General features: G+C 64.0%; 14 protein-coding genes. 6 read left to right on the forward strand and 8 right to left on the reverse strand.

The window, feature by feature from the left end; genetic code table 11:
• Positions 1–217 precede the first annotated feature (217 nt).
• Positions 218–859: a LysE family translocator gene (locus tag GGD40_RS09375; RefSeq protein WP_179743460.1), complete on the forward strand. Its 642-nt coding sequence runs from the start codon at positions 218–220 to the stop codon at positions 857–859.
• A gap of 244 nt (positions 860–1,103) precedes the next feature.
• Positions 1,104–1,892, forward strand: a complete 789-nt coding sequence (locus GGD40_RS09380) for a sulfite exporter TauE/SafE family protein (protein ID WP_179743461.1) — start codon at positions 1,104–1,106, stop codon at positions 1,890–1,892.
• 36 nt (positions 1,893–1,928) lie between these two features.
• Here the strand turns inward: GGD40_RS09380 and GGD40_RS09385 are convergent, their stop codons facing one another.
• Together GGD40_RS09385 and GGD40_RS09390 are read right to left on the reverse strand one after the other, a co-directional pair.
• A complete protein-coding gene (locus GGD40_RS09385; RefSeq protein ID WP_179706694.1) occupies positions 1,929–2,177 on the reverse strand; it encodes a hypothetical protein in 249 nt (82 codons plus the stop codon).
• Positions 2,178–2,503: 326 nt separating this feature from the next.
• Complete coding sequence (locus GGD40_RS09390; protein WP_179706698.1) at positions 2,504–2,851, reverse strand: BON domain-containing protein; 348 nt, start codon at positions 2,849–2,851, stop codon at positions 2,504–2,506.
• A gap of 646 nt (positions 2,852–3,497) precedes the next feature.
• On the opposite strand from GGD40_RS09390, the gene GGD40_RS09395 reads away from it, so the two are divergent.
• The 3 genes from GGD40_RS09395 to GGD40_RS09405 all read left to right on the forward strand — a co-directional run bounded on the left by GGD40_RS09395 (position 3,498) and on the right by GGD40_RS09405 (position 6,999).
• Positions 3,498–4,991 (forward strand): TAXI family TRAP transporter solute-binding subunit, encoded by a 1,494-nt coding sequence (locus GGD40_RS09395; protein ID WP_179743462.1) that lies wholly within the window; start codon positions 3,498–3,500, stop codon positions 4,989–4,991.
• Positions 4,992–5,087: 96 nt separating this feature from the next.
• Positions 5,088–5,765, forward strand: coding sequence for a 2-hydroxychromene-2-carboxylate isomerase (locus GGD40_RS09400; protein WP_179706702.1), 678 nt, complete (start codon positions 5,088–5,090; stop codon positions 5,763–5,765).
• A gap of 259 nt (positions 5,766–6,024) precedes the next feature.
• Complete coding sequence (locus GGD40_RS09405) at positions 6,025–6,999, forward strand: LysR substrate-binding domain-containing protein (RefSeq protein ID WP_179743463.1); 975 nt, start codon at positions 6,025–6,027, stop codon at positions 6,997–6,999.
• A 72-nt stretch (positions 7,000–7,071) separates the two neighbouring features.
• Here the strand turns inward: GGD40_RS09405 and xdhC are convergent, their stop codons facing one another.
• From xdhC to xdhA, 3 genes are all read right to left on the reverse strand, one after another.
• Complete coding sequence (gene xdhC / locus GGD40_RS09410; protein WP_257030385.1) at positions 7,072–7,638, reverse strand: xanthine dehydrogenase accessory protein XdhC; 567 nt, start codon at positions 7,636–7,638, stop codon at positions 7,072–7,074.
• Positions 7,639–7,689: 51 nt separating this feature from the next.
• Positions 7,690–10,056, reverse strand: coding sequence for a xanthine dehydrogenase molybdopterin binding subunit (gene xdhB, locus GGD40_RS09415; protein WP_179743464.1), 2,367 nt, complete (start codon positions 10,054–10,056; stop codon positions 7,690–7,692).
• 67 nt (positions 10,057–10,123) lie between these two features.
• Positions 10,124–11,653 carry a xanthine dehydrogenase small subunit gene (xdhA, locus tag GGD40_RS09420; protein ID WP_179706708.1) on the reverse strand — a complete coding sequence of 510 codons (1,530 nt, stop codon included), beginning with the start codon at positions 11,651–11,653 and terminating at the stop codon, positions 10,124–10,126.
• A 389-nt stretch (positions 11,654–12,042) separates the two neighbouring features.
• On the opposite strand from xdhA, the gene GGD40_RS09425 reads away from it, so the two are divergent.
• Positions 12,043–13,254, forward strand: coding sequence for an MFS transporter (locus GGD40_RS09425; RefSeq protein WP_176059949.1), 1,212 nt, complete (start codon positions 12,043–12,045; stop codon positions 13,252–13,254).
• A gap of 83 nt (positions 13,255–13,337) precedes the next feature.
• Here the strand turns inward: GGD40_RS09425 and GGD40_RS09430 are convergent, their stop codons facing one another.
• From GGD40_RS09430 to aspT, 3 genes are all read right to left on the reverse strand, one after another.
• The gene (locus GGD40_RS09430; RefSeq protein WP_179743465.1) at positions 13,338–14,576 is read right to left on the reverse strand and encodes a pyridoxal-phosphate-dependent aminotransferase family protein; all 1,239 of its coding nucleotides are present in this window, start codon (positions 14,574–14,576) and stop codon (positions 13,338–13,340) included.
• Between the two features lie 186 nt (positions 14,577–14,762).
• A complete protein-coding gene (locus GGD40_RS09435; protein ID WP_179706711.1) occupies positions 14,763–16,427 on the reverse strand; it encodes a bifunctional aspartate transaminase/aspartate 4-decarboxylase in 1,665 nt (554 codons plus the stop codon).
• Between the two features lie 107 nt (positions 16,428–16,534).
• Entirely contained in the window at positions 16,535–18,220 is a 1,686-nt protein-coding gene (gene aspT, locus GGD40_RS09440; RefSeq protein WP_179744915.1) for an aspartate-alanine antiporter, read from the reverse strand.
• Between the last annotated feature and the right edge of the window lie 6 nt (positions 18,221–18,226).

Below are 18,226 nucleotides of genomic sequence, written 5' to 3' on the forward strand. Positions count from 1 at the left end.
GCCCCAGGGTATCCACGGCCGTCGGACGCGTGTGCTGCAGCGAGTCGTACCTAATAACCATGCTCGCTTGCAGCGAAGAACAAGCAGCGAACAACCTTGCCCGGTTTTTTAAGTCTGGCTATGCTGGGATGCTCTTCATTTTCAGCGTGCCGCCATGCAGTGCTGAAACGAAACACGACAACCCGTAACGAACCACAACAATCAACCAGGGGTTTTGATGTCCACCACCAGTCTCTTCCTCACCTCCGCCGGCGTCGGTCTCGCGATTGCCGCGCCGGTCGGCCCGATGGGCATGCTGTGCATCCGCCGCACGTTGACCGGCGGTCCGCGCGCGGGCCTTGCGATCGGCTTTGGCATTGCGAGCGGCGACGCCGTCTACGGTTTGATCGCGGCACTTGGCCTTGTCGGCATTTCGCAGTTCATGCTGGCGTATGACCGTCCGTTGCATCTGCTCGCCGGTCTGTTCCTGCTGTATCTGGGCGTGCGCGCGCTGCTGCAAAAAGCCCCCGCCGACGACACCAACGGCGCAGGCAACGGCAAGCTCGCGCAAGTCGGCCGTGCCGGCGCGCTGCGTGCCTATGCGAGTTCGTTTCTGCTCACGCTGACCAATCCGCAGACGGTGATCATGTTCGCCGCGCTGTTCACCACGCTCGCGCCGCGTGGCGCGTTTTCGTCGGGCGTTGCGCTGACCACGGTCGGCGGCGTGTTTTGCGGATCGATCGCGTGGTGGTGTTTCCTCGTGACGGTGGTGTCGCTCGCGCGTCACGCGATCGGCAGCAAGCTGCGCGTCGCGATTGACCGGATGGTGGGGATCACGCTGGCGGTATTCGGCATCGTCGAAATTCGCCGCGCGCTTTGAGCGTAAGCGGCGGCAACACGCCAGCGTGACGGCGCGCGGGAGCGGCTTCGAGCCGCTGTCCCTGCGCGCGTTAGGGCGTTCCGTACGCGGACGCGGCAGTTTTGCGACAATAGCGCCTTTCGCCGCACGCCGGCGCGTCGGTAGCGGCGCCATCGCCGGACTGCAGACGCGCGGCTCAAGCCGCGCGCGTGCCGACCTCGTCACCTAACCTGTTCACCCCATCCGACCGTCAGCGGTCCGCTCAATGGCTCTTCCCCACATCGATCTGCTGTACTCCGTCTCCGGCCTGTTCGTCGGCTTTCTGGTCGGCTTGACGGGCGTCGGCGGCGGTTCGCTGATGACGCCGATCCTCGTCCTGCTGTTCAACGTACATCCGGCTACCGCGGTCGGCACCGACCTGCTTTACGCGGCCGCCACCAAGGCGACCGGTACGCTCGTGCACGGCCTGAAGGGCTCGGTCGACTGGCAGATCACGCTGCGGCTCGCCGCAGGCAGCGTGCCGGCGGCCACGCTCACGCTGATCCTGCTGCATCGCTATGGGATGGACACGCCGGGCGCCAGCCGGGTGATTCAGATCGTGCTGGGCGTCGCGTTGCTGGTGACCGCAGTGGCGCTGGTATTCCGCCCGCAACTCGCGGCGCTCGGCGCGCGCCGTCAACGCCCGCCGCGCCAGAGTCGCACGCTCGTGCTGACGATGCTGACCGGCGCGGTGCTCGGCGTGCTGGTGTCGTTGACGTCGGTGGGGGCGGGCGCGATCGGCGTGACGGTGTTGCTGCTGCTGTATCCGTTGCTGCCGACCACGCGGATCGTCGGTTCCGATATCGCGCATGCGGTGCCGCTCACGCTGCTGGCGGGCGCCGGCCATTGGCTGCTGGGTTCGATCGACTGGTCGATGCTGCTGTCGCTGCTGGTGGGATCGTTGCCGGGTATCGCGATCGGCAGTTTTCTGTCGTCGCGCGCGCCGGACAAGCTGTTGCGCAATCTGCTCGCCGCCACGCTGACGCTGGTCGGTGTGCGGCTCGTGCTGGCCTGAGGCGCAAGCCGTCAGGCGTCCGCTCTCAGCTGATCTTCACTTGAAGAACCTGCACGTCAGATCGGATTCGAACTGCCGGATCCACTGACCGTGTCGGTCGTGATAAGACTGCGCCCAGCCGCCACGGCGTACCGTGACCAGACGCTCCGGCGCGGCATCGCCCGGATTCACGCACGCGCTGATGTCGAAATGCGCCGGCGCAAAGCCGTGCCGCGCGCAAACCAGTTCGAAAGCCGCCCGATCGCCGATCGGCAGATCCGTGTAGCGCAATAGCGTGGTTTCCATGGCATCGACTCCGGTTTCCCATGCATCACAGTACGCTCCGGCCTACGGCAATTGTGTGTCGCAGCACACAGACCGGCGGTAGCGTTCGCTCGCGGCTCGGGCCGCAACGGCGATGCCCCATCTTCACCGCACAAAAAATCCTCGCGCCGAGAAATAAAGCGAAAAAAAAGCCCCGGCTGAACCCGGGGCTTTTTTGCACTGACATGCATTCGGAAGGCGCAAGGCGGCGCTGGGCCACTGATCTGATTCCCAGGCGCGTACAGCGCCAATCGGCACCGTACGCGTGGCTGCAGCTTGCGACCTACCGTCCGCTGCCGGCCGCCTGCTTACTGCTGCACGACGGTCAGCTTGTTCGTCACCGACGTCACGCCCGCGACGCCCTTGGCGGCATCGCCGGCAGCGTCGATCTGGCCTTGGTTGGGCACCGAGCCCGTCAGGGTCACCGCGCCGCCACGGGCACGCACAGCGATGTTCGATACGTCGATGCCTTGCGACTTGGCCAGCACGCCACGCACCTTGCGGCCGAGTTGGCTGTTGGCCTTCTTGGTCGCCTTGGCGCTTGCAGCCGGCGCTGCCATCGTGCTCGGTGCATCGCTTGCCTGAGCGTACACATTGCACGCCACTACCATTGCCACCACCGAGCCCAGCGTTTTCAGAAAACCGACCGATTTCATATTTCTCTTCTCCTTAGCTACACATTGGACCGCCTATCAAAGCGGCTTCGTTACGACTACCCGCGGCCGCGCCGCGCGCGCGACAAGGCGCGGCTGGGCGAGGCCGACTAAGGCTGCAACACGATGTGCGAGAGGCGAGAGAGACCGGGTGCCGTATGCGCATGCAGGCAGGCGCCACGGTACAAAACCGGCAAGCCGCGAAGTCCGCCGACGCGCCCGGTTCTTGTCAGTCATGCCGGGTCGCGCCGCGCAAACATCGGTTCGCGGCAGCGATGCACAATTTAATCTAGCCGAGCCAGAAGCGCAAAGGGTTTAGTCAATCGGCGCAGTGTTTGACGGTTCGGGTTTAGCGCCCTTTCACCAGGGTATTCACGCTCTATTCATCGCGCATTCGCGGCGCACTCACGCTGCGTTCACGCTGCATTCACGATTTGTTACGGGTTTGTCGGCGCGGGCAGCCGCCGCGCGTTTCGCCGTCGCCGGAATCTCAGGTACCATCGGCGCGACACACGCTGCCACGCGGCCCAGCTGAAATCCGCGCGACTCGCCACCGTGCCGGCCTGGCCAGGCGCCAGCGCCGCATGCCGGTTCACGCGCCGCCCAGCCGCGCCCCGTTCACCTTCGACCGTCGCCGTCACGTCATCCGATGAAGCCTGCCACCGGCCGCAAAGGCCCTCCCCGTCTCGTCGCCCGTTTCGTCGCGATCTCCTGGCGCGACCTCGCGGTCTCGTTCGGCCCGATCCTGCTGATCGCCGTGGCGGCGGTCTGGGTCGCCGTGCGGCTGATCCAGCCCGCGCCGCCCAGCACGCTGACCATCAGCGCCGGTCCCGAGGGCAGCACCTTCTGGGATGCAGCGCAGAAGTACAAAACGATTCTCGCGCGCAACCGCATCACCCTGAACGTGCTGGCCTCCGAAGGCTCGCTGCAGAACCTCAAGCGGCTCTCGGACCCGAAGTCGAACGTCGACGTCGGCTTCGTGCAGGACGGCGTCGCGCCCGGCCCCGCCAGCGAAGGCCTGATGTCGCTCGGCAGCGTCGCCTATGTGCCGCTGGCGATCTTCTATCACGGCCCGACCGTCACGCGGCTCTCCGAATTCAAAGGCCTGCGCCTCGCGGTCGGCGCCGAGGGCAGCGGCACGCGCGAACTGGCGCTCGCGCTGCTCAAGGCCAACGGCATCGTGCCGGGCGGCGCGACCAAACTGCTGCCTCTGTCGGGCGACGACGCCGCCGACGCGCTCGTTTCCGGCAAGGTCGACGCGGCGTTCCTCGCCGGCGACTCGGCGCAGCCGGCGGTGATGGGCAAGCTCTACCGCACACCGAACGTGCAGTTCTACGACTTCACGCAGGCCGAAGCGTACACCCGCCGCTTCCCCTATCTGACGCAACTCGAAATGCCGATGGGCGCATTCGACCTCGGCAAGAACCTGCCGTCCGCGCCGATTCACATGGTGGCGCCCACCGCCGAACTGGTGGCGCGCGACTCGCTGCATCCCGCGCTTTCCGATCTGCTGATCGAAGCCGCGCGCGAGGTGCATGGCAAGGCGAACATCCTGCAGCGCGCGGGCGAATTCCCCGCGCCGCTCGCGCATGACTTCCCGATCAGCGACGACGCCGCGCGTTACTACAAGTCGGGCAAGAGCTTCCTGTACCGGGTGCTGCCGTTCTGGCTCGCGAGCCTCGCCGACCGGCTGCTGGTGGTCGTGGTGCCGCTGATCGTGCTGCTGGTGCCGGCGTTGCGGCTGGTGCCGTCGCTGTATGCGTGGCGGGTGAAGTCGCGAATCTACCGTTGGTATGGTGCGTTGATCGCGATCGAACGCAGCGCGCTCAGCGAGTATTCGGCGACGGAACGCGCGTCGCTGATCGAACGTCTCGACGCGATCGAGGAGTCGGTCAACGGTCTGAAAATGCCGCTGGCCTACGCGGATCAGTTCTATGTGTTGCGCGAGCATATCGGCTTCGTGCGTCAGCGGCTCACGCAGGCTCGCGACACCCAGCGCGACGACACGACCGATGAATCGGACGACGCCCCCGAGACCCAGACCAACGCCGCTGACGAAGCCCCCGCCGCGGACAAAACCGCCGCCAACGAAGCCGCCGAGATCGGCGAGACGCCAGGCAGCGCCGGCCGCAAACCATATTGATCGAGGGTGCAAGCGGCCGCCGCACCGCGTAAGATCATTACAATTCCGACGGTCCAGCAGAGGCGCCGTGCGGACCAGGCAATCCGGGAGACACTTATGACCGTTGGCATCGACGCCAGGCAACCGCTTTGGTTTTACGACTTTGTCTCGCCGTTCACGTACCTGTTGCTCGAGCAACACGACAAATGGCCGGGCTTCGACTTCGCATTCACACCGGTCGTCCTGAACGATCTGTATAGCCACTGGGGACAACGGCCGGCCTACAGCGTGCCCGCCAAGCGCACCTTCCTGTACCGGCACGCGCTGTTTCGCGCGGAGCAACTCGGCATTCCGTACAAGATGCCGCCGGCTCATCCGTTCGATTCGATGAAGCCGCTGCTGCTCGCCACCGCGGCGAAGGGCGACGTGCAGTTCGTGCGCGAGATTTTCCGCTTCATCTGGCGCGAAGGCCGCGATCCGTCGAGTGAAACGGCGTTTGCCGAACTGTGCGAACGCGTCGGCATGCCCGACGGTCCCGAGCTGATCAAAAGCCCCGACGTGAGCGCGCAATTGCAGCGCAACACCGCGGACGCGATCGGTCTCGGCGTCTACGGCGTGCCAACCTTCCGGCTCAACGATCAACTGTTCTGGGGCGAAGACGCCTTGCCGATGGTGCTGTATTGCGCGCGCACGCCGAACTGGCTCGAGTCGAAAGAAGTGAAGCGGATCAGCGCGCTGGCTTCGGGTGTCGTGGACATACCGACGAATTCGGCGAACCCCGCGAACCCGACGTAAGGCAAGCGCAAGCTTCGCGCGATCCGGATCGGCGCGCGTGACGATGCGAGCGTCGGCAGAGGTCTTAAAGCATTCGAAAACAGCCACGATAGCGCCGAAAAGGCCGTGCTGATGCCGGCCATACCGCGCCCGCTATGCTACTGCTCCGCAAACGGCCTAAGGTTATAACCTTTGCGCCCAGAGCGCGGGCAAGTTCGCGGGCGGGCTCCGTCCGACGCTTCATTGCGGCCCGAACCGCCTGCCTCGTTTAGCCTTGAACATGGACGACACCGCCGCCTCCCTCGATATCTGGCTCGTGCGCGTATTGCGTACGCTGCTAGTCGAGCGCAGCGTCACGCAGACCGCGCTGCGTCTGAATCAAACTCAACCTGCCATTAGCACCGCGCTGCGTAAACTGCGCGAGACGCTGAACGACCCGATCCTCGTGCGCGGCAAGTCGGGCATGGTGCCCACCGAATACGGCGAGTCGCTGCTGGCTTCCGCACAACGCGTGCTGCGCGAAGTGGATTTCGTCGCGACGCCGCATGGCGATTTCGATGCCAGCCGTTCGCGCCGTACCTTTCGCGTCGCCGCGCCGGATTATCTGAACGACTTCTTCATGCCGACCGTGATCGCGCAATTCCGCGAAGCGGCCCCGCATGCACGGCTCGAAATCGATTCGTTGAGTCCGATGCTCGATCACTCCGCCGCGCTCGATGCCGGCGAACTCGATCTGGTGATCGGCAACTGGCCGAAGCCCGACCCGCGTTTCGAACGTAGCGATCTGTTTTCCGACACGGTGGTGTGCCTGATGCGCGCCGACCATCCGCTCACGCGCATGCCGATGACGCGCGAAGCGTATCTCGCCGCGCCGCATCTCGCGCCGACGCCGTATAGCGGCGCGCGCGGCGGTGCGATCGACATCGGCTTCGCGCGGGCGCGCGCCGACCGGCGCATCGTCGCCACGCTGCCGTACTTTGGGCTGGTGCCGCAAACGCTGCTGCAATCGGATCTGATCTTCACGACCACGCGCCGCTTCGCGATGCACTACGCGAGCATCCTGCCGCTCGCGGTGGTCGACGTGCCGATTCCGTTTCCGCGCATCAAGTGCTATCAGTTATGGCATCCGCAGCCGGATCGCCCGAGCGATGTCGGCTGGCTGCGCACGCTGATGTCGCAAGTGTCGGATGGATTGGTCGCGCAGAAAATGCGCCGCGCGAAGCGGCCGCAGAAAAAAGAAACGTCAACCGCGTAGGGCTGACGTTGTTGTCGTTGAAGCGGGCGCGTCGCGCTCCGCTGCGTCTTAGTCGTTCACGCGCTCACACTTTCAAACGCTCGCGCAAAGCTTCTGCATCGCGGCCTGCGCCGCAACCTGCCGCGAACGGATCTGCAGCAACTCCGCACACACCGCCACGGCGATCGCCGGGGGCGCCTTGTCGACGATACCCGCCACACCGATCGGACACGTCATCTCGACCAGCCGGTCCAGATCCACGCCACGATCGATCAATCTGCGCTCGAACTTCACGCGCTTGGTCTTCGAACCGATCATGCCGAAGTACGTGAAATCGCGCCGCCGCATGATGCGCGCGGCCAGCGAAAAATCGAGCGCATGGTTGTGCGTCATCACCAGAAAATACGCACCGGGCGGCGCCGTGTCGACGATCGCATCCGGCGTATCGGTCGCTTCGACCTGCACGTTGGCGGGCGTTTCGTCGGGGAACAGTTCGTCGCGTTCGTCGACCCACTGGACTACGCACGGCAAGCTGCCGAGCAACTTGACGAGCGCATGCCCGACGTGTCCCGCGCCGAACAGCACGATGTGCATCGGCGCCGGACGCGGCGCTTCAACCGTGCTGCGCCGGCCGATCTGAACGGAAGAAGAAGCGTTCATGGCGATCATTCCAGTGAGTGAGTGATTCACGCGTCAGCGATGCCGCGACGTTTATTGACGGGCGGCGGCAGTCGCCGCCCGCACCGCGCCGACCGCCTTGAGGATTTCCTCGCTGGTGGCCGGGGCGTTCAGCGGCGGGTTGACCTTGTGGTCGCCCACGGCCGACACCGCGTCGCGCACCGCGAAGAACACCGAGAACGGCAGCAGCAGCGGCGGCTCGCCGGTCGCCTTCGAACGATGAATGCTGTCCTCCGCATTGCGGTTCTTGAACAGGCGCACGCGGAAATCCGGCGGCGTGTCGTTGACGGTCGGAATCTTGTAGGTGGACGGCGCGTGCGTCATCAGCTTGCCGCCTGCGTTCCACCACAGTTCTTCGGTCGTGAGCCAGCCCATGCCCTGAATGAACGCGCCTTCCACCTGCCCGACGTCGAGCGCCGGATTCAGCGACGCGCCCACGTCATGCAACGCATCCGCACGCAGCACGCGCATTTCGCCGGTCAGCGTGTCGATCACCACTTCCGACACGGCCGCGCCGTACGAGTAGTAGTAGAACGGCCGGCCTTGCAGCTTCGACTGATCCCAGTAGAGCTTCGGCGTCGCGTAGAAGCCATCCGACCAGAGCTGAACACGCGCGACGTAGGCCTTCGCGATCACTTCCTCGAACGGCACGATCATCTCGCCGACCACCACGCGATCGTGCAGGAAGCGCACTTCCGACGCGCTCACCTGGCCCGCGCCGAAACGTTCGGCGGCGAACGCCGACAGACGTTCGCGCAACTGCCGCGCGGCATCCTGCGCGGCCTTGCCGTTCAGGTCCGAACCGGTCGATGCGGCAGTCGCCGACGTATTGGCGATCTTGCTGGTATCGGTCGCGGTCACGCGAATGCGGTTGAAGCCGATCCCCAGTTCATGCGCGACGACCTGTGCAACCTTCGTATTCAAGCCTTGACCCATTTCGGTGCCGCCGTGGTTCACCAGCACCGAACCATCGGTGTAGATGTGCACCAGCGCGCCAGCCTGGTTGAAGTGGGTCACGTTGAACGCAATGCCGAACTTGACCGGCGTCAGCGCCATGCCCTTCTTCAGCACTTCGTTGTTCGCGTTGAATTCGTTGATCGACGCGCGACGTGCGCGATATTCGCTGGTCGCTTCGAGTTCGTCGATCAACTCGTGAATCACGTTGTCTTCAACCACTTGCCCGTACGGCGTCTGATTGCGCTCGGTCTTGCCGTACAGATTGCGACGGCGCACGTCGAGCGAATCTTCGCCGACCGAACGCGCGACGTTGTCCATGATGTATTCGATCGCGAACGCGCCTTGCGGACCGCCGAAGCCACGAAACGCCGTGTTGGACTGCGTGTTGGTCTTGCCGCAGAAGCCGTCGATCGTCACGTCCGAAAGCCAGTACGCGTTGTCGAAGTGGCACAGCGCGCGCGTCATCACCGGACCGGACAGGTCGGCGGAGAAACCGCAGCGCGAGGTCATGTCGACCGTCACGCCGTCGATCACGCCTTGCTCGTCGTACCCGACTTCATACGTGTAGTGGAAATCGTGGCGCTTGCCGGTGACCATCATGTCATCGTCGCGGTCCGGACGCAGCTTTACCGGGCACAGCAGCTTCCATGCAGCCAAAGCCGCGCAGCACGCGAACAGGCCCGATTGAGATTCCTTGCCGCCGAAGCCGCCGCCCATCCGGCGGCATTCGATCAGCACGTTGTGCGACGCCACGCCCAACGCATGCGCGACCATGTGCTGCATTTCGGTCGGGTGCTGCGTCGAACAGTAGACGTGCATGCCGTCGTCGTCCTTCGGCACCGCGTACGAAATCTGGCCTTCCAGATAGAACTGTTCCTGGCCGCCGAGCAGCATCTCGCCGGCTTCGCGACGCGCGGCGCGAGCAATCTTCGTGTCGGCTTCGCCGCGCGCGAGTTTCATCGGCGGCAGCACGTGCTGGTTCGCGGCGCGCGCTTGCTGCGCGGTCAGAATCGCCGGCAGTTCTTCGTAGACGACTTCGGCGCGGCGCGCGGCGAGCCGCGCGGTGTCATGCGACGTCGCGACCACGATGAACATCGGCTGGCCGACGTATTGCACGAGACCATCGGCGAGAATCGGATCGTCGCCGTGGATGATCGGGCCGACGTCGTTCACGCCGGGGAAATCTTCGGCGGTGAAGATCGCGACCACACCCGGCGTGGCGCGCACTTTATCGAGCGACATCGAGACGATCTTCGCGTGCGCTTTCGGCGACAGGCCGAGCGCGGCGTGCAGCGTGCCGGCGAGCGTCGGAATGTCGTCGGTGTAGGTCGCGCGGCCGCTCACGTGCAGATGCGCGGACTCATGCGGCCGCGAAATATGGACCTGGGTGAAGTCGTCGAGCTCCTTCAGGTCTTTCAGGAACGGTTCGGCTTGCTGATTCATTGTGTGTTCTCCGTGTGCTTCTCTTGCTTCCTGTACTTACCGCGCACTGATCGCGTACTTACCGCGTTCAGACATTCGCGCCGGCTGGGGCGCACGCCGCGGCCACTGCGCGGACGTCGAGCGCGCTCTTCGGCAGCGGATTGTTCGGACGCGTTTCGAGCCAGAAACGGTACAGCGTGTTTTTCGCGGCTTCGAGCCGGTAATTGCTGGTGGCCCGCATGTCGGACAGCGGCGCGTAGTCGTTGCCGAGCGCGATCATCGCGGCCTGTGCGGTGGCTTCGTGCCATTCGGCGTCGCGCAGCACGGCTTCGGCGTGCGTCGCGCGCTTCGAGGTGGCGGCCATGCCGCCGAACGCGATGCGCGGCTCGCGGATCACGTCGCCGTCGGCGATGAACGAGAACGCGGCGCACACGGCCGAGATATCGGAGTCGAAACGCTTCGACAGTTTGTACGTGCGGAACTGGAAGTTCTTGCGCACGCCGGTGCGCGTCGGCACCTTCAGGCCAACGACAAACTCGTGTTCGGCCATGTCCTTCTTCTGATACGCGAGGTACAGATCTTCCAGCGGCATTTCACGTTCGATCTCGCCGCCGCGCACGATCACATGCGCGCCGAGCGCGATCAGGCCGGGCATCGAATCGCCGATCGGCGAACCGTTGGCGATATTGCCGCCGAGCGTGCCGGCGTTACGAATGGGCAGCGACGCGAAGCGCTGCTGCATTTCGAACAGTTCCGGATACTGCTTGATGATTTCCGTGTAGGCCTTTTCGACGCTCACGCCCGCGCCGATCTCGATCCAGTCGTCGTTCGTTTCGAGCTTCTGGAATTCGGCGATCTGCCCGATATAAACGATGTTGCCGAGCTCGCGCATCATCTTGGTGACCCACAGGCCGATGTCCGTGCTGCCGGCGAGAATCCGCGTGGCCGGTTCGGCTTCCTTGATCTTCGCGAGCGCTGCGACCGTGCGCGGCGCGTCGAACTGCTGGCCGGCGTGCTGGTAGTGGAACGTGTCCGTGCGCTCGAGCTTGGCGAGCGTGGCAGCGAGCGCTTCGACATTGACCGGCGCTTTGGGCGGCGGCGCTTCGAACATGCGCACGGCCGCGTCGACGATCGGGCGATAGCCCGTGCAGCGGCACAGGTTGCCGGTCAGCGCATTGCTGATCGTGTCGCGCGACGGCACCGTCTTGTTCGCGCAGCTATGTTCGTGGCCGTGTTTTTCGTAAAGCGACCACATCGACATGACGAAACCCGGCGTGCAGAAACCGCACTGCGAGCCGTGGCATTCGACCATCGCTTCCTGGACCGGATGCAACGAGCCGTCCGGCTGGCGCAAATCTTCGACGGTGAAGAGCGCCTTGCCGTCGAGCGTCGGCACGAACTGGATGCAGGCATTGACCGTCTTGAAGTCGACGCCGCCCGCCGCGTTGCGCTCGCCGAGCACGACCGTGCATGCGCCGCAGTCGCCTTCGGCACAACCTTCCTTGGTGCCGGTGCAGTGCACGTCTTCGCGCAGATACTGCAGGACGGTACGGGTGACGGGCGCGTCCTTGATCTCACGGATCGCGTTGCGGTGGTAGAAGCGAATCGGCTCAGTCATGTCTCTTTACTCTCGAATGTTCTGTGTCCGTGGGGACGTGCTGCGTGATGGTTCGAAAACTATCATTCCCAATAAAACCAACCCATAGCTCGGACCGCATGCGGGACATATCCGCGAGGCGATAACGAGATAGGTTTGAGGGTCGGTCGACTTATGTTGTACTGGCAATTTAACTTGGTTTTATTATTTTTCAAGTCAATACAGACATATCGAGACGAGTCAAGCCGACCGGCACGGAGGCCAAAACCGGCGCTTATGGAGCAAAACCGGACCACTATATGCATCCGGCACCGTTTTTTAATGGGCCAATTTATTAAGCAACTCCTGCAAGAGAATCGGTTCCATGGGAAAATCACGGCTTCCCGCCGTTTTCAAGTCTCGTTTTCCCCATGTCCACCGATTCAGCGACACCTCGCAGTGAATTTGCGACGACCTTACAGATCATTCCGGTCGTCTTTTTCACGTTTCTTTGCTATCTGACGATCGGTATTCCGCTCGCGGTGCTGCCCGGCTACGTCCACGACGACCTCGGCTACAGCGCCGTGCTGGCCGGCGCGGCAATCAGCGTGCAATACCTGGCGACGCTGGCGTCGCGGCCGCTGGCCGGCCGTTCGGCGGATACGCTGGGGCCGAAGCGCACGGTGTCGATCGGTTTGCTGGGGTGCGGCGCGAGCGGCATTCTGTTGCTGCTGGCGGTGCTGTGCGGCCGCTGGCCCGTGCTGAGCCTCGGTCTGCTGGTGTGCAGCCGTCTGGTGCTCGGGTTCGGTGAAAGCCTGTGCGGCACCGGCGCGATTCTGTGGGGCATCGGCCGGGTCGGCACCAGCAACAACGCGCGGGTGATTTCGTGGAACGGCATCGCCACTTACGGCGCGCTGGCCGTCGGCGCGCCGCTCGGTGTCGCAATCGCGCACACGGTGGGGTTTGCGGCGCTGGGCATTCTGGTGATCTTCCTCGCGGCACTCGGCTTCTATCTGGCCAGGCCGATCGCGCCGGTGCCGATCGTCCACGGCGAGCGGATGTCGTATGGCAGCGTGCTCACGCGCGTGCTGCCGCACGGTATCGGCCTCGCGCTCGGCTCCGCCGGGTTCGGCTCGATCGCCACCTTCATCACGCTGTTTTATGCCGCGAAGCATTGGCCGAATGCGGCCTTGTCGCTGACGGTGTTCGGCACGCTGTTCATCGGCGCGCGCCTGTTGTTCGCCAACACGATCAAGAGCTACGGCGGATTCCGCGTCGCGATCGTGTCGTTCTCGTTCGAATGCGCCGGGCTGTTGATGCTGTGGCTCGCGCCCGAGCCGCATATCGCGCTCGCCGGCGCGGCGTTGACCGGCTTCGGTTTCGCGCTGGTGTTCCCCGCGCTCGGCGTCGAAGCGGTCGGCCTCGTGCCGCCGGCCAGTCGTGGCGCGGCGTTGTCGGCTTACTCGGTGTTTCTCGATCTGTCGCTCGGCATCACCGGGCCGCTGGCCGGCTACATTGCCGGCGAGTTCGGCTACGCCTCCGTGTTTCTGTTCGCGGCCGTGGCGTCGGCCGCTGCCGTGGTGCTGTCGACGGTGCTGTACCTGCGCAATGCGCGGGCACCGATTGCGCCCGCAACGACCTGATCGTTCGACACGGCTCGCTATCGGCTATCCAGCGCGGCACACCGCGCTGGATACGCCAAGCCTGCCGCAGCAGCAGCGCCAGGCTACCGCGCCAACGCGCGCGCCCCACCCGACAACGATTTTTCCAGCGCCGCCACGCCCGCCGGCAGATCCACTGCCGCGCCGAGATCCAGCATCGTGCGACCCAACGCGTGCAGCGTTCTGAACAGATTGTGTTCGCGGCATTGCTCGCCCATCTGCCCGATCCGCACGATCGGCAAACCGAACGAGCCGGAAATCTCGACCTGATGCTGCCGCGAGATATGGCCGCAGATATCGCCGGGACTCAAGCCTTGCGGCACCTCGATACCGACCACCGAATTCAGCCGGCACGCCGGCGGCGCATACAGATTCAGCCCCAACGCGGCGATCCCTTCCTGCAAGGCCAGTGAACATTTCAGATGCCGTGCGAAGCGCTTCTCCAGCGTCTCGGCGCACACGAGCCGCAACGCCTCGTGCAAAGCCAGCACGCCCGACACCGGCGCGGTGTAGTGATAGCCCGCGTTATGCCAGAAGTTCTCCGCGAGCGACGCATCCAGGCACCAATGCGCATTCGGCGCCGTACGTCCTTTGACGCGCGCCCAGGCCGCGTCGGAAAACGCGATCAGCGAGACGCCCGGAATCGACGACAAGCCCTTCTGCCCACCGGTAATCACCGCGTCGATACCCCATGCGTCCATCTCCAGCGGCATCGTGCTCAACGTACAAACTGCGTCGACGATCACCAGCGCACCCGCGGCTTTCGCCAGCGCGGCGATGTCCTTCAGGTGGTAATTCCACACCGTGTTCGACGTCTCGCCCTGCACCACCGTCACGATCTCGGGACGCTCGCGGCGAATCGCCTCGGCCACCTGTTCGAGACTCGCAACCGCGCCATCGTCGACGTCGAGCGTACTCACGCGCGCCCCGACACGGCGACCCATCTCCGCCATCCGTTCGCTGAAGAAACCGTTCTTGATACTCAGCACGCGCGTGCCTTCCCACGCGAGGTTGGAGATCGCCATTTCCATCGCGGCCGATCCCGGTCCCGCGACACCCAACACCCATTTCGAATTCGTCTGGAACACGTAGCGCGCCATGGTCTTCACCTGGCCGATCACCTTCACCATCGTGCCGCCCAGGTGATTGATGACGATCGTGTTGGCCTTGGCGACGGCGGCAGGAATCGGCACGGGGCCGGCGCCCATCATCAGCAGCGGTTCTTCGGGGAGGATGGCGTCGAGCGATTCGACAACCGGACAGGGCACAGCGGAAGCGACGGGTGTGATGGATGAAGTCGGCATGATCGGTACGTGAATGTCAAAACGCTAAGGAACAATCGGCCTCGCCAACAGTGATGCTGGCGAGGCCGTTCATTCGATCATTCACTGATCCGCGCGATTGCGCAAGCCATTTGGCCCTGCTTGCACGCATTAAATGCGCGTATCACGCGACCGGCTGCTAGTGCAGCAACAGCGCCGGTCCGCGTGTTATTTCACCTTCGTTTTATCGAGCTTTTTGCCGGTCGCCGCGTTGAATCGCTCGATGTACTCTTCGATCAGCTTGCGCAACGCGCGACCGATCTGCCGATAGTCCGACTCGTTCAGATTGGCGAGCGATACACGCCCCGACGGATGCTGTGTGCCGAACCCGCGACCCGGCAGCAGCACGACCCGCGCTTCGCGCGCGAGACGGAACAGCAGCTCGGAAGGCTCGGTGTTCTTCAGCAGCCAATCGACGAACTCACGCCCGAACATCTTCTCGCCGAGGAACTCGATGTCGAGAATCGTGTAGTAGTCGACCTGGTTCGGATCGTCGTCCTCGAACGAGATGCCCACCTCTTCGTAGAGCGCCTGCTTGCGCTTGCGGATCAGACGCTTCAACGCGTTCTTGTACGCGTCCGGCGTGTCCATCAGCGAGAACAGCGAGAACAGCACCATCTGCACCTGTTGCGGCGTCGACAGACCCGCCGTGTGATTCAGCGCGACGGTGCGGCTATCGGCGACCAGACGGTCGATGAACTTGAGCTTGTCCGGTTCGGTCGTGATCGACTCGTAACGCTCGTGCAACTGCTTCTTCGCGTCTTTCGGCAACTCGGCGATCAGACGGTCGAGCACGTTGTCGCGATGCGTCGCGATCGTGCCCAGACGCCAGCCGGTCGCGCCGAAATACTTCGAGTACGAGTAGACCAGGATCGTGTTCTTCGGTGCGAGCGCGAACAGCGACACGAAGTCGTCGGCGAAAGTGCCGTACACGTCATCGGTCAGCAGAATCAGATCGGGCCGTTCCTTGACGATGTCGGCAATGTACTGAAGGCTCTCGTCGTTGATCTTCACCGAAGGCGGATTGCTCGGGTTCACGAGAAAGAACGCCTTCACCTTCGGATCGCGCAGCTTGTCGAGTTCCTTCTTCGAATACTGCCAGCCGCTTTCCACGTCCGCTTCGAGATTGACGACGTTCAGCTTGTAGTCGTTCAGGCGCGGAATCTCGATGTACGGCGTGAAGATCGGCATGCCGAGCGCGATCGTATCTCCTGCCTTGATCAGGTGATTCTCGCGCATCGTGTTGAAGATGTATGTCATCGCCGCCGTGCCGCCTTCCACCGCGAACACGTCGAACTCGCCCACGAACGGATGGTTGCCGATCATCTCGCGGCGCAGATACTGACCGACGATCAGCTCGGACATCTTGAGCATGCGGTCCGGCACCGGATAGTTCGACGCGAGAATGCCCTCGCACATTTCATACAGGAAGTCGCCGGCGGAATAGCCGAGCTGATCGCGCACGTACGACACTGCGCCGCGCAAGAAGTCGATGCCCGCCACGCCCTTGTTCTCGCGGCAAAACAGATCGAAGCGTTCTTCCAGACCGTCGCGCCGCGGGAAGCCGCCGATGCCTTCCGGCATGTACGCGAACGAGCGCTCCGATTCGCGCATCGCAAACAGGCCGAGTTGCCAGAAGCCATGACGCGGAATCGTCGCGAGAAAGTTCGGGTTGCCACGACCGGCGTTGAGCATCGCGGCGTTCGCGGCACGCTCCACGGCGCCGCCGCCGGCCGCCTTGATCAGTTCGTCCTTCAGTTCGAACGGGCTGAGCGCGGACAGACCCGGTTGCGCCATATCCGCGTGTTTCTTGTCGCCCTTCTCTTTTGCCATGATGCGTTCTCCAGTGAGCAGGTGAAAGACGCCGGCGTCGCGAGAATCGCCCGCTTACCGCCAGCGTGAAAGAGATCGATGAGAGATCGATAAAGCGCTGCGCGCGCCTAAACCAGCCCGACCACGAGCGGACCCAGCAGCGTCAGCGCGACGTTGGCGATCGCATACGTGATCGCGAACGGCACCGTCGGCACCGCGCTTTCGGCCTTGTCGAGCACGCCGCCGAAGGCCGGATTCGCGCTGCGTGAGCCCGACAGCGCACCGGCCAGAATCGCCGCGTTGTTGTACTTCAGCACGTAGCGGCCAAACAGCATGGTCAGCAGCAACGGGAACAACGTGACGAACACGCCGAGCAGGAAGATCGTCATGCCGCTCTGCTTGACCGTCACCACGGCTTGCAGGCCGGAGTTCAGACCCACCACCGCGACGAACGCCGCGAGGCCGAAGTCCTTGAGCAACTGCGAAGCCGCCGACGGCATCACGCCGTACATGGGATGCTTGCCGCGCATCCAGCCGAACAGCAAGCCGGCCAGCAGGCAGCCGCCGCCCGAGCCGAGCGTGAGCGGAATGCCGCCCACGTTGACGACGATCAGCCCGATCAGCAAGCCGAGCACGAGGCCCACGCCCATGTAGATGAAGTCGGTCTTGTTGGTGTTCGGCAATTCGTAGCCGGCGGCGTCGACGGCGCGCTTGGTGTCTTTCGGCGAGCCGTAGAACGTAATGACGTCGCCGTGCTCCAGTTTGGTTTCCGGCAGGATCGGCAGCGGCTGACCGGCGCGCGAAATGTGCTGGATGTACACGCCGTGACGCAGGTCGCGATCCACCACTTCGCGCGCGGCGGCGATCGTCGTGTGGTTCATGCCTTTGCGCGTGAACACGCCGTCGCGGCTCTGCATCACCACGCCGATATCGTCGACGTTGGCGATCTCGTTGCCGTTCGCGCCGAAGGCGACGACCGCTTCGCGGCGGCCCACCACGAGCACTTCGTCGTTGAGCTGCAAGGTCAGATCGGGCGTCGGTTCGAGGCTCTTGCCGTCGCGTTTGATCTTTTCGACCGTCAACATGTCCTGATGCAAGGTCTCGACCGCCTTGACCGTCTTGCCGGCGCTGACGTCGATCCGGTACGCGCGTCCTACCAGTTCAGGCAACGCACGAATCTGCCCCCCCGCGAGCGACGTCGAGGCCCCCGCCGACAACTCGCGCTCCGCGTCGATCGACGCCTCGCGCAAGCCCTGCCCCATGAACTTCGGCAGTATGTTCACGCAGACGATGATCGCCCCCAGCGAGCCGAACACGTAGGTCACCGCGTACGCGATCGCCACGTCCGACTGCAGCGATTTCACCTGATCGGCCGGCAAGCCGAGCCGCGCGATCGCATCGCCCGCCGTGCCGATAATCGCCGACTGCGTCAGCGCGCCGCCCGCGAGCCCGGCCGCGAGGCCCTTGTTCAGATGGAACAGCTTCGCGCACACCACCACGGTGATCAGCGCGGAAACGGCGAGGAACACCGCCATCGCGATTTCACGCAGCGTCTTGCGGTTCAGCGAATTGAAGAAGCCCGGGCCGGAGTCGTAACCGACCGCGTAGATGAACACGGCGAACATGACCGACTTCACGCCATTGTCGATCGTCACGCCGAACTGGCTGATCACGACCGCCGCGAGCAGCGAACCGCCCACGCCGCCCAACTGGAACTTGCCGAAGTTGATCTGCCCGATGAAGTAACCGGCCGCTAGCGATAGAAACAGTGCAATCTCGGGGGATTTCTGAAAAATGTGATGTAGCCAGTCCATCATGCC

It is taken from the genome of Paraburkholderia bryophila (genome assembly GCF_013409255.1).
Classification (GTDB): domain Bacteria; phylum Pseudomonadota; class Gammaproteobacteria; order Burkholderiales; family Burkholderiaceae; genus Paraburkholderia.

What these genes read in the sequence shown, in the direction of transcription:
- xdhC (WP_257030385.1), bottom strand. Translation starts at nt 7,638, where the DNA reads ATGAACGCTTCTTCTTCCGTTCAGATCGGCCGGCGCAGCACGGTTGAA.
- xdhA (WP_179706708.1), bottom strand. Translation starts at nt 11,653, where the DNA reads ATGACTGAGCCGATTCGCTTCTACCACCGCAACGCGATCCGTGAGATC.
- GGD40_RS09380 (WP_179743461.1), top strand. Translation starts at nt 1,104, where the DNA reads ATGGCTCTTCCCCACATCGATCTGCTGTACTCCGTCTCCGGCCTGTTC.
- aspT (WP_179744915.1), bottom strand. Translation starts at nt 18,220, where the DNA reads ATGGACTGGCTACATCACATTTTTCAGAAATCCCCCGAGATTGCACTG.
- GGD40_RS09435 (WP_179706711.1), bottom strand. Translation starts at nt 16,427, where the DNA reads ATGGCAAAAGAGAAGGGCGACAAGAAACACGCGGATATGGCGCAACCG.
- GGD40_RS09430 (WP_179743465.1), bottom strand. Translation starts at nt 14,576, where the DNA reads ATGCCGACTTCATCCATCACACCCGTCGCTTCCGCTGTGCCCTGTCCG.
- GGD40_RS09385 (WP_179706694.1), bottom strand. Translation starts at nt 2,177, where the DNA reads ATGGAAACCACGCTATTGCGCTACACGGATCTGCCGATCGGCGATCGG.
- GGD40_RS09390 (WP_179706698.1), bottom strand. Translation starts at nt 2,851, where the DNA reads ATGAAATCGGTCGGTTTTCTGAAAACGCTGGGCTCGGTGGTGGCAATG.
- GGD40_RS09395 (WP_179743462.1), top strand. Translation starts at nt 3,498, where the DNA reads ATGAAGCCTGCCACCGGCCGCAAAGGCCCTCCCCGTCTCGTCGCCCGT.
- GGD40_RS09405 (WP_179743463.1), top strand. Translation starts at nt 6,025, where the DNA reads ATGGACGACACCGCCGCCTCCCTCGATATCTGGCTCGTGCGCGTATTG.
- xdhB (WP_179743464.1), bottom strand. Translation starts at nt 10,056, where the DNA reads ATGAATCAGCAAGCCGAACCGTTCCTGAAAGACCTGAAGGAGCTCGAC.
- GGD40_RS09425 (WP_176059949.1), top strand. Translation starts at nt 12,043, where the DNA reads ATGTCCACCGATTCAGCGACACCTCGCAGTGAATTTGCGACGACCTTA.
- GGD40_RS09400 (WP_179706702.1), top strand. Translation starts at nt 5,088, where the DNA reads ATGACCGTTGGCATCGACGCCAGGCAACCGCTTTGGTTTTACGACTTT.
- GGD40_RS09375 (WP_179743460.1), top strand. Translation starts at nt 218, where the DNA reads ATGTCCACCACCAGTCTCTTCCTCACCTCCGCCGGCGTCGGTCTCGCG.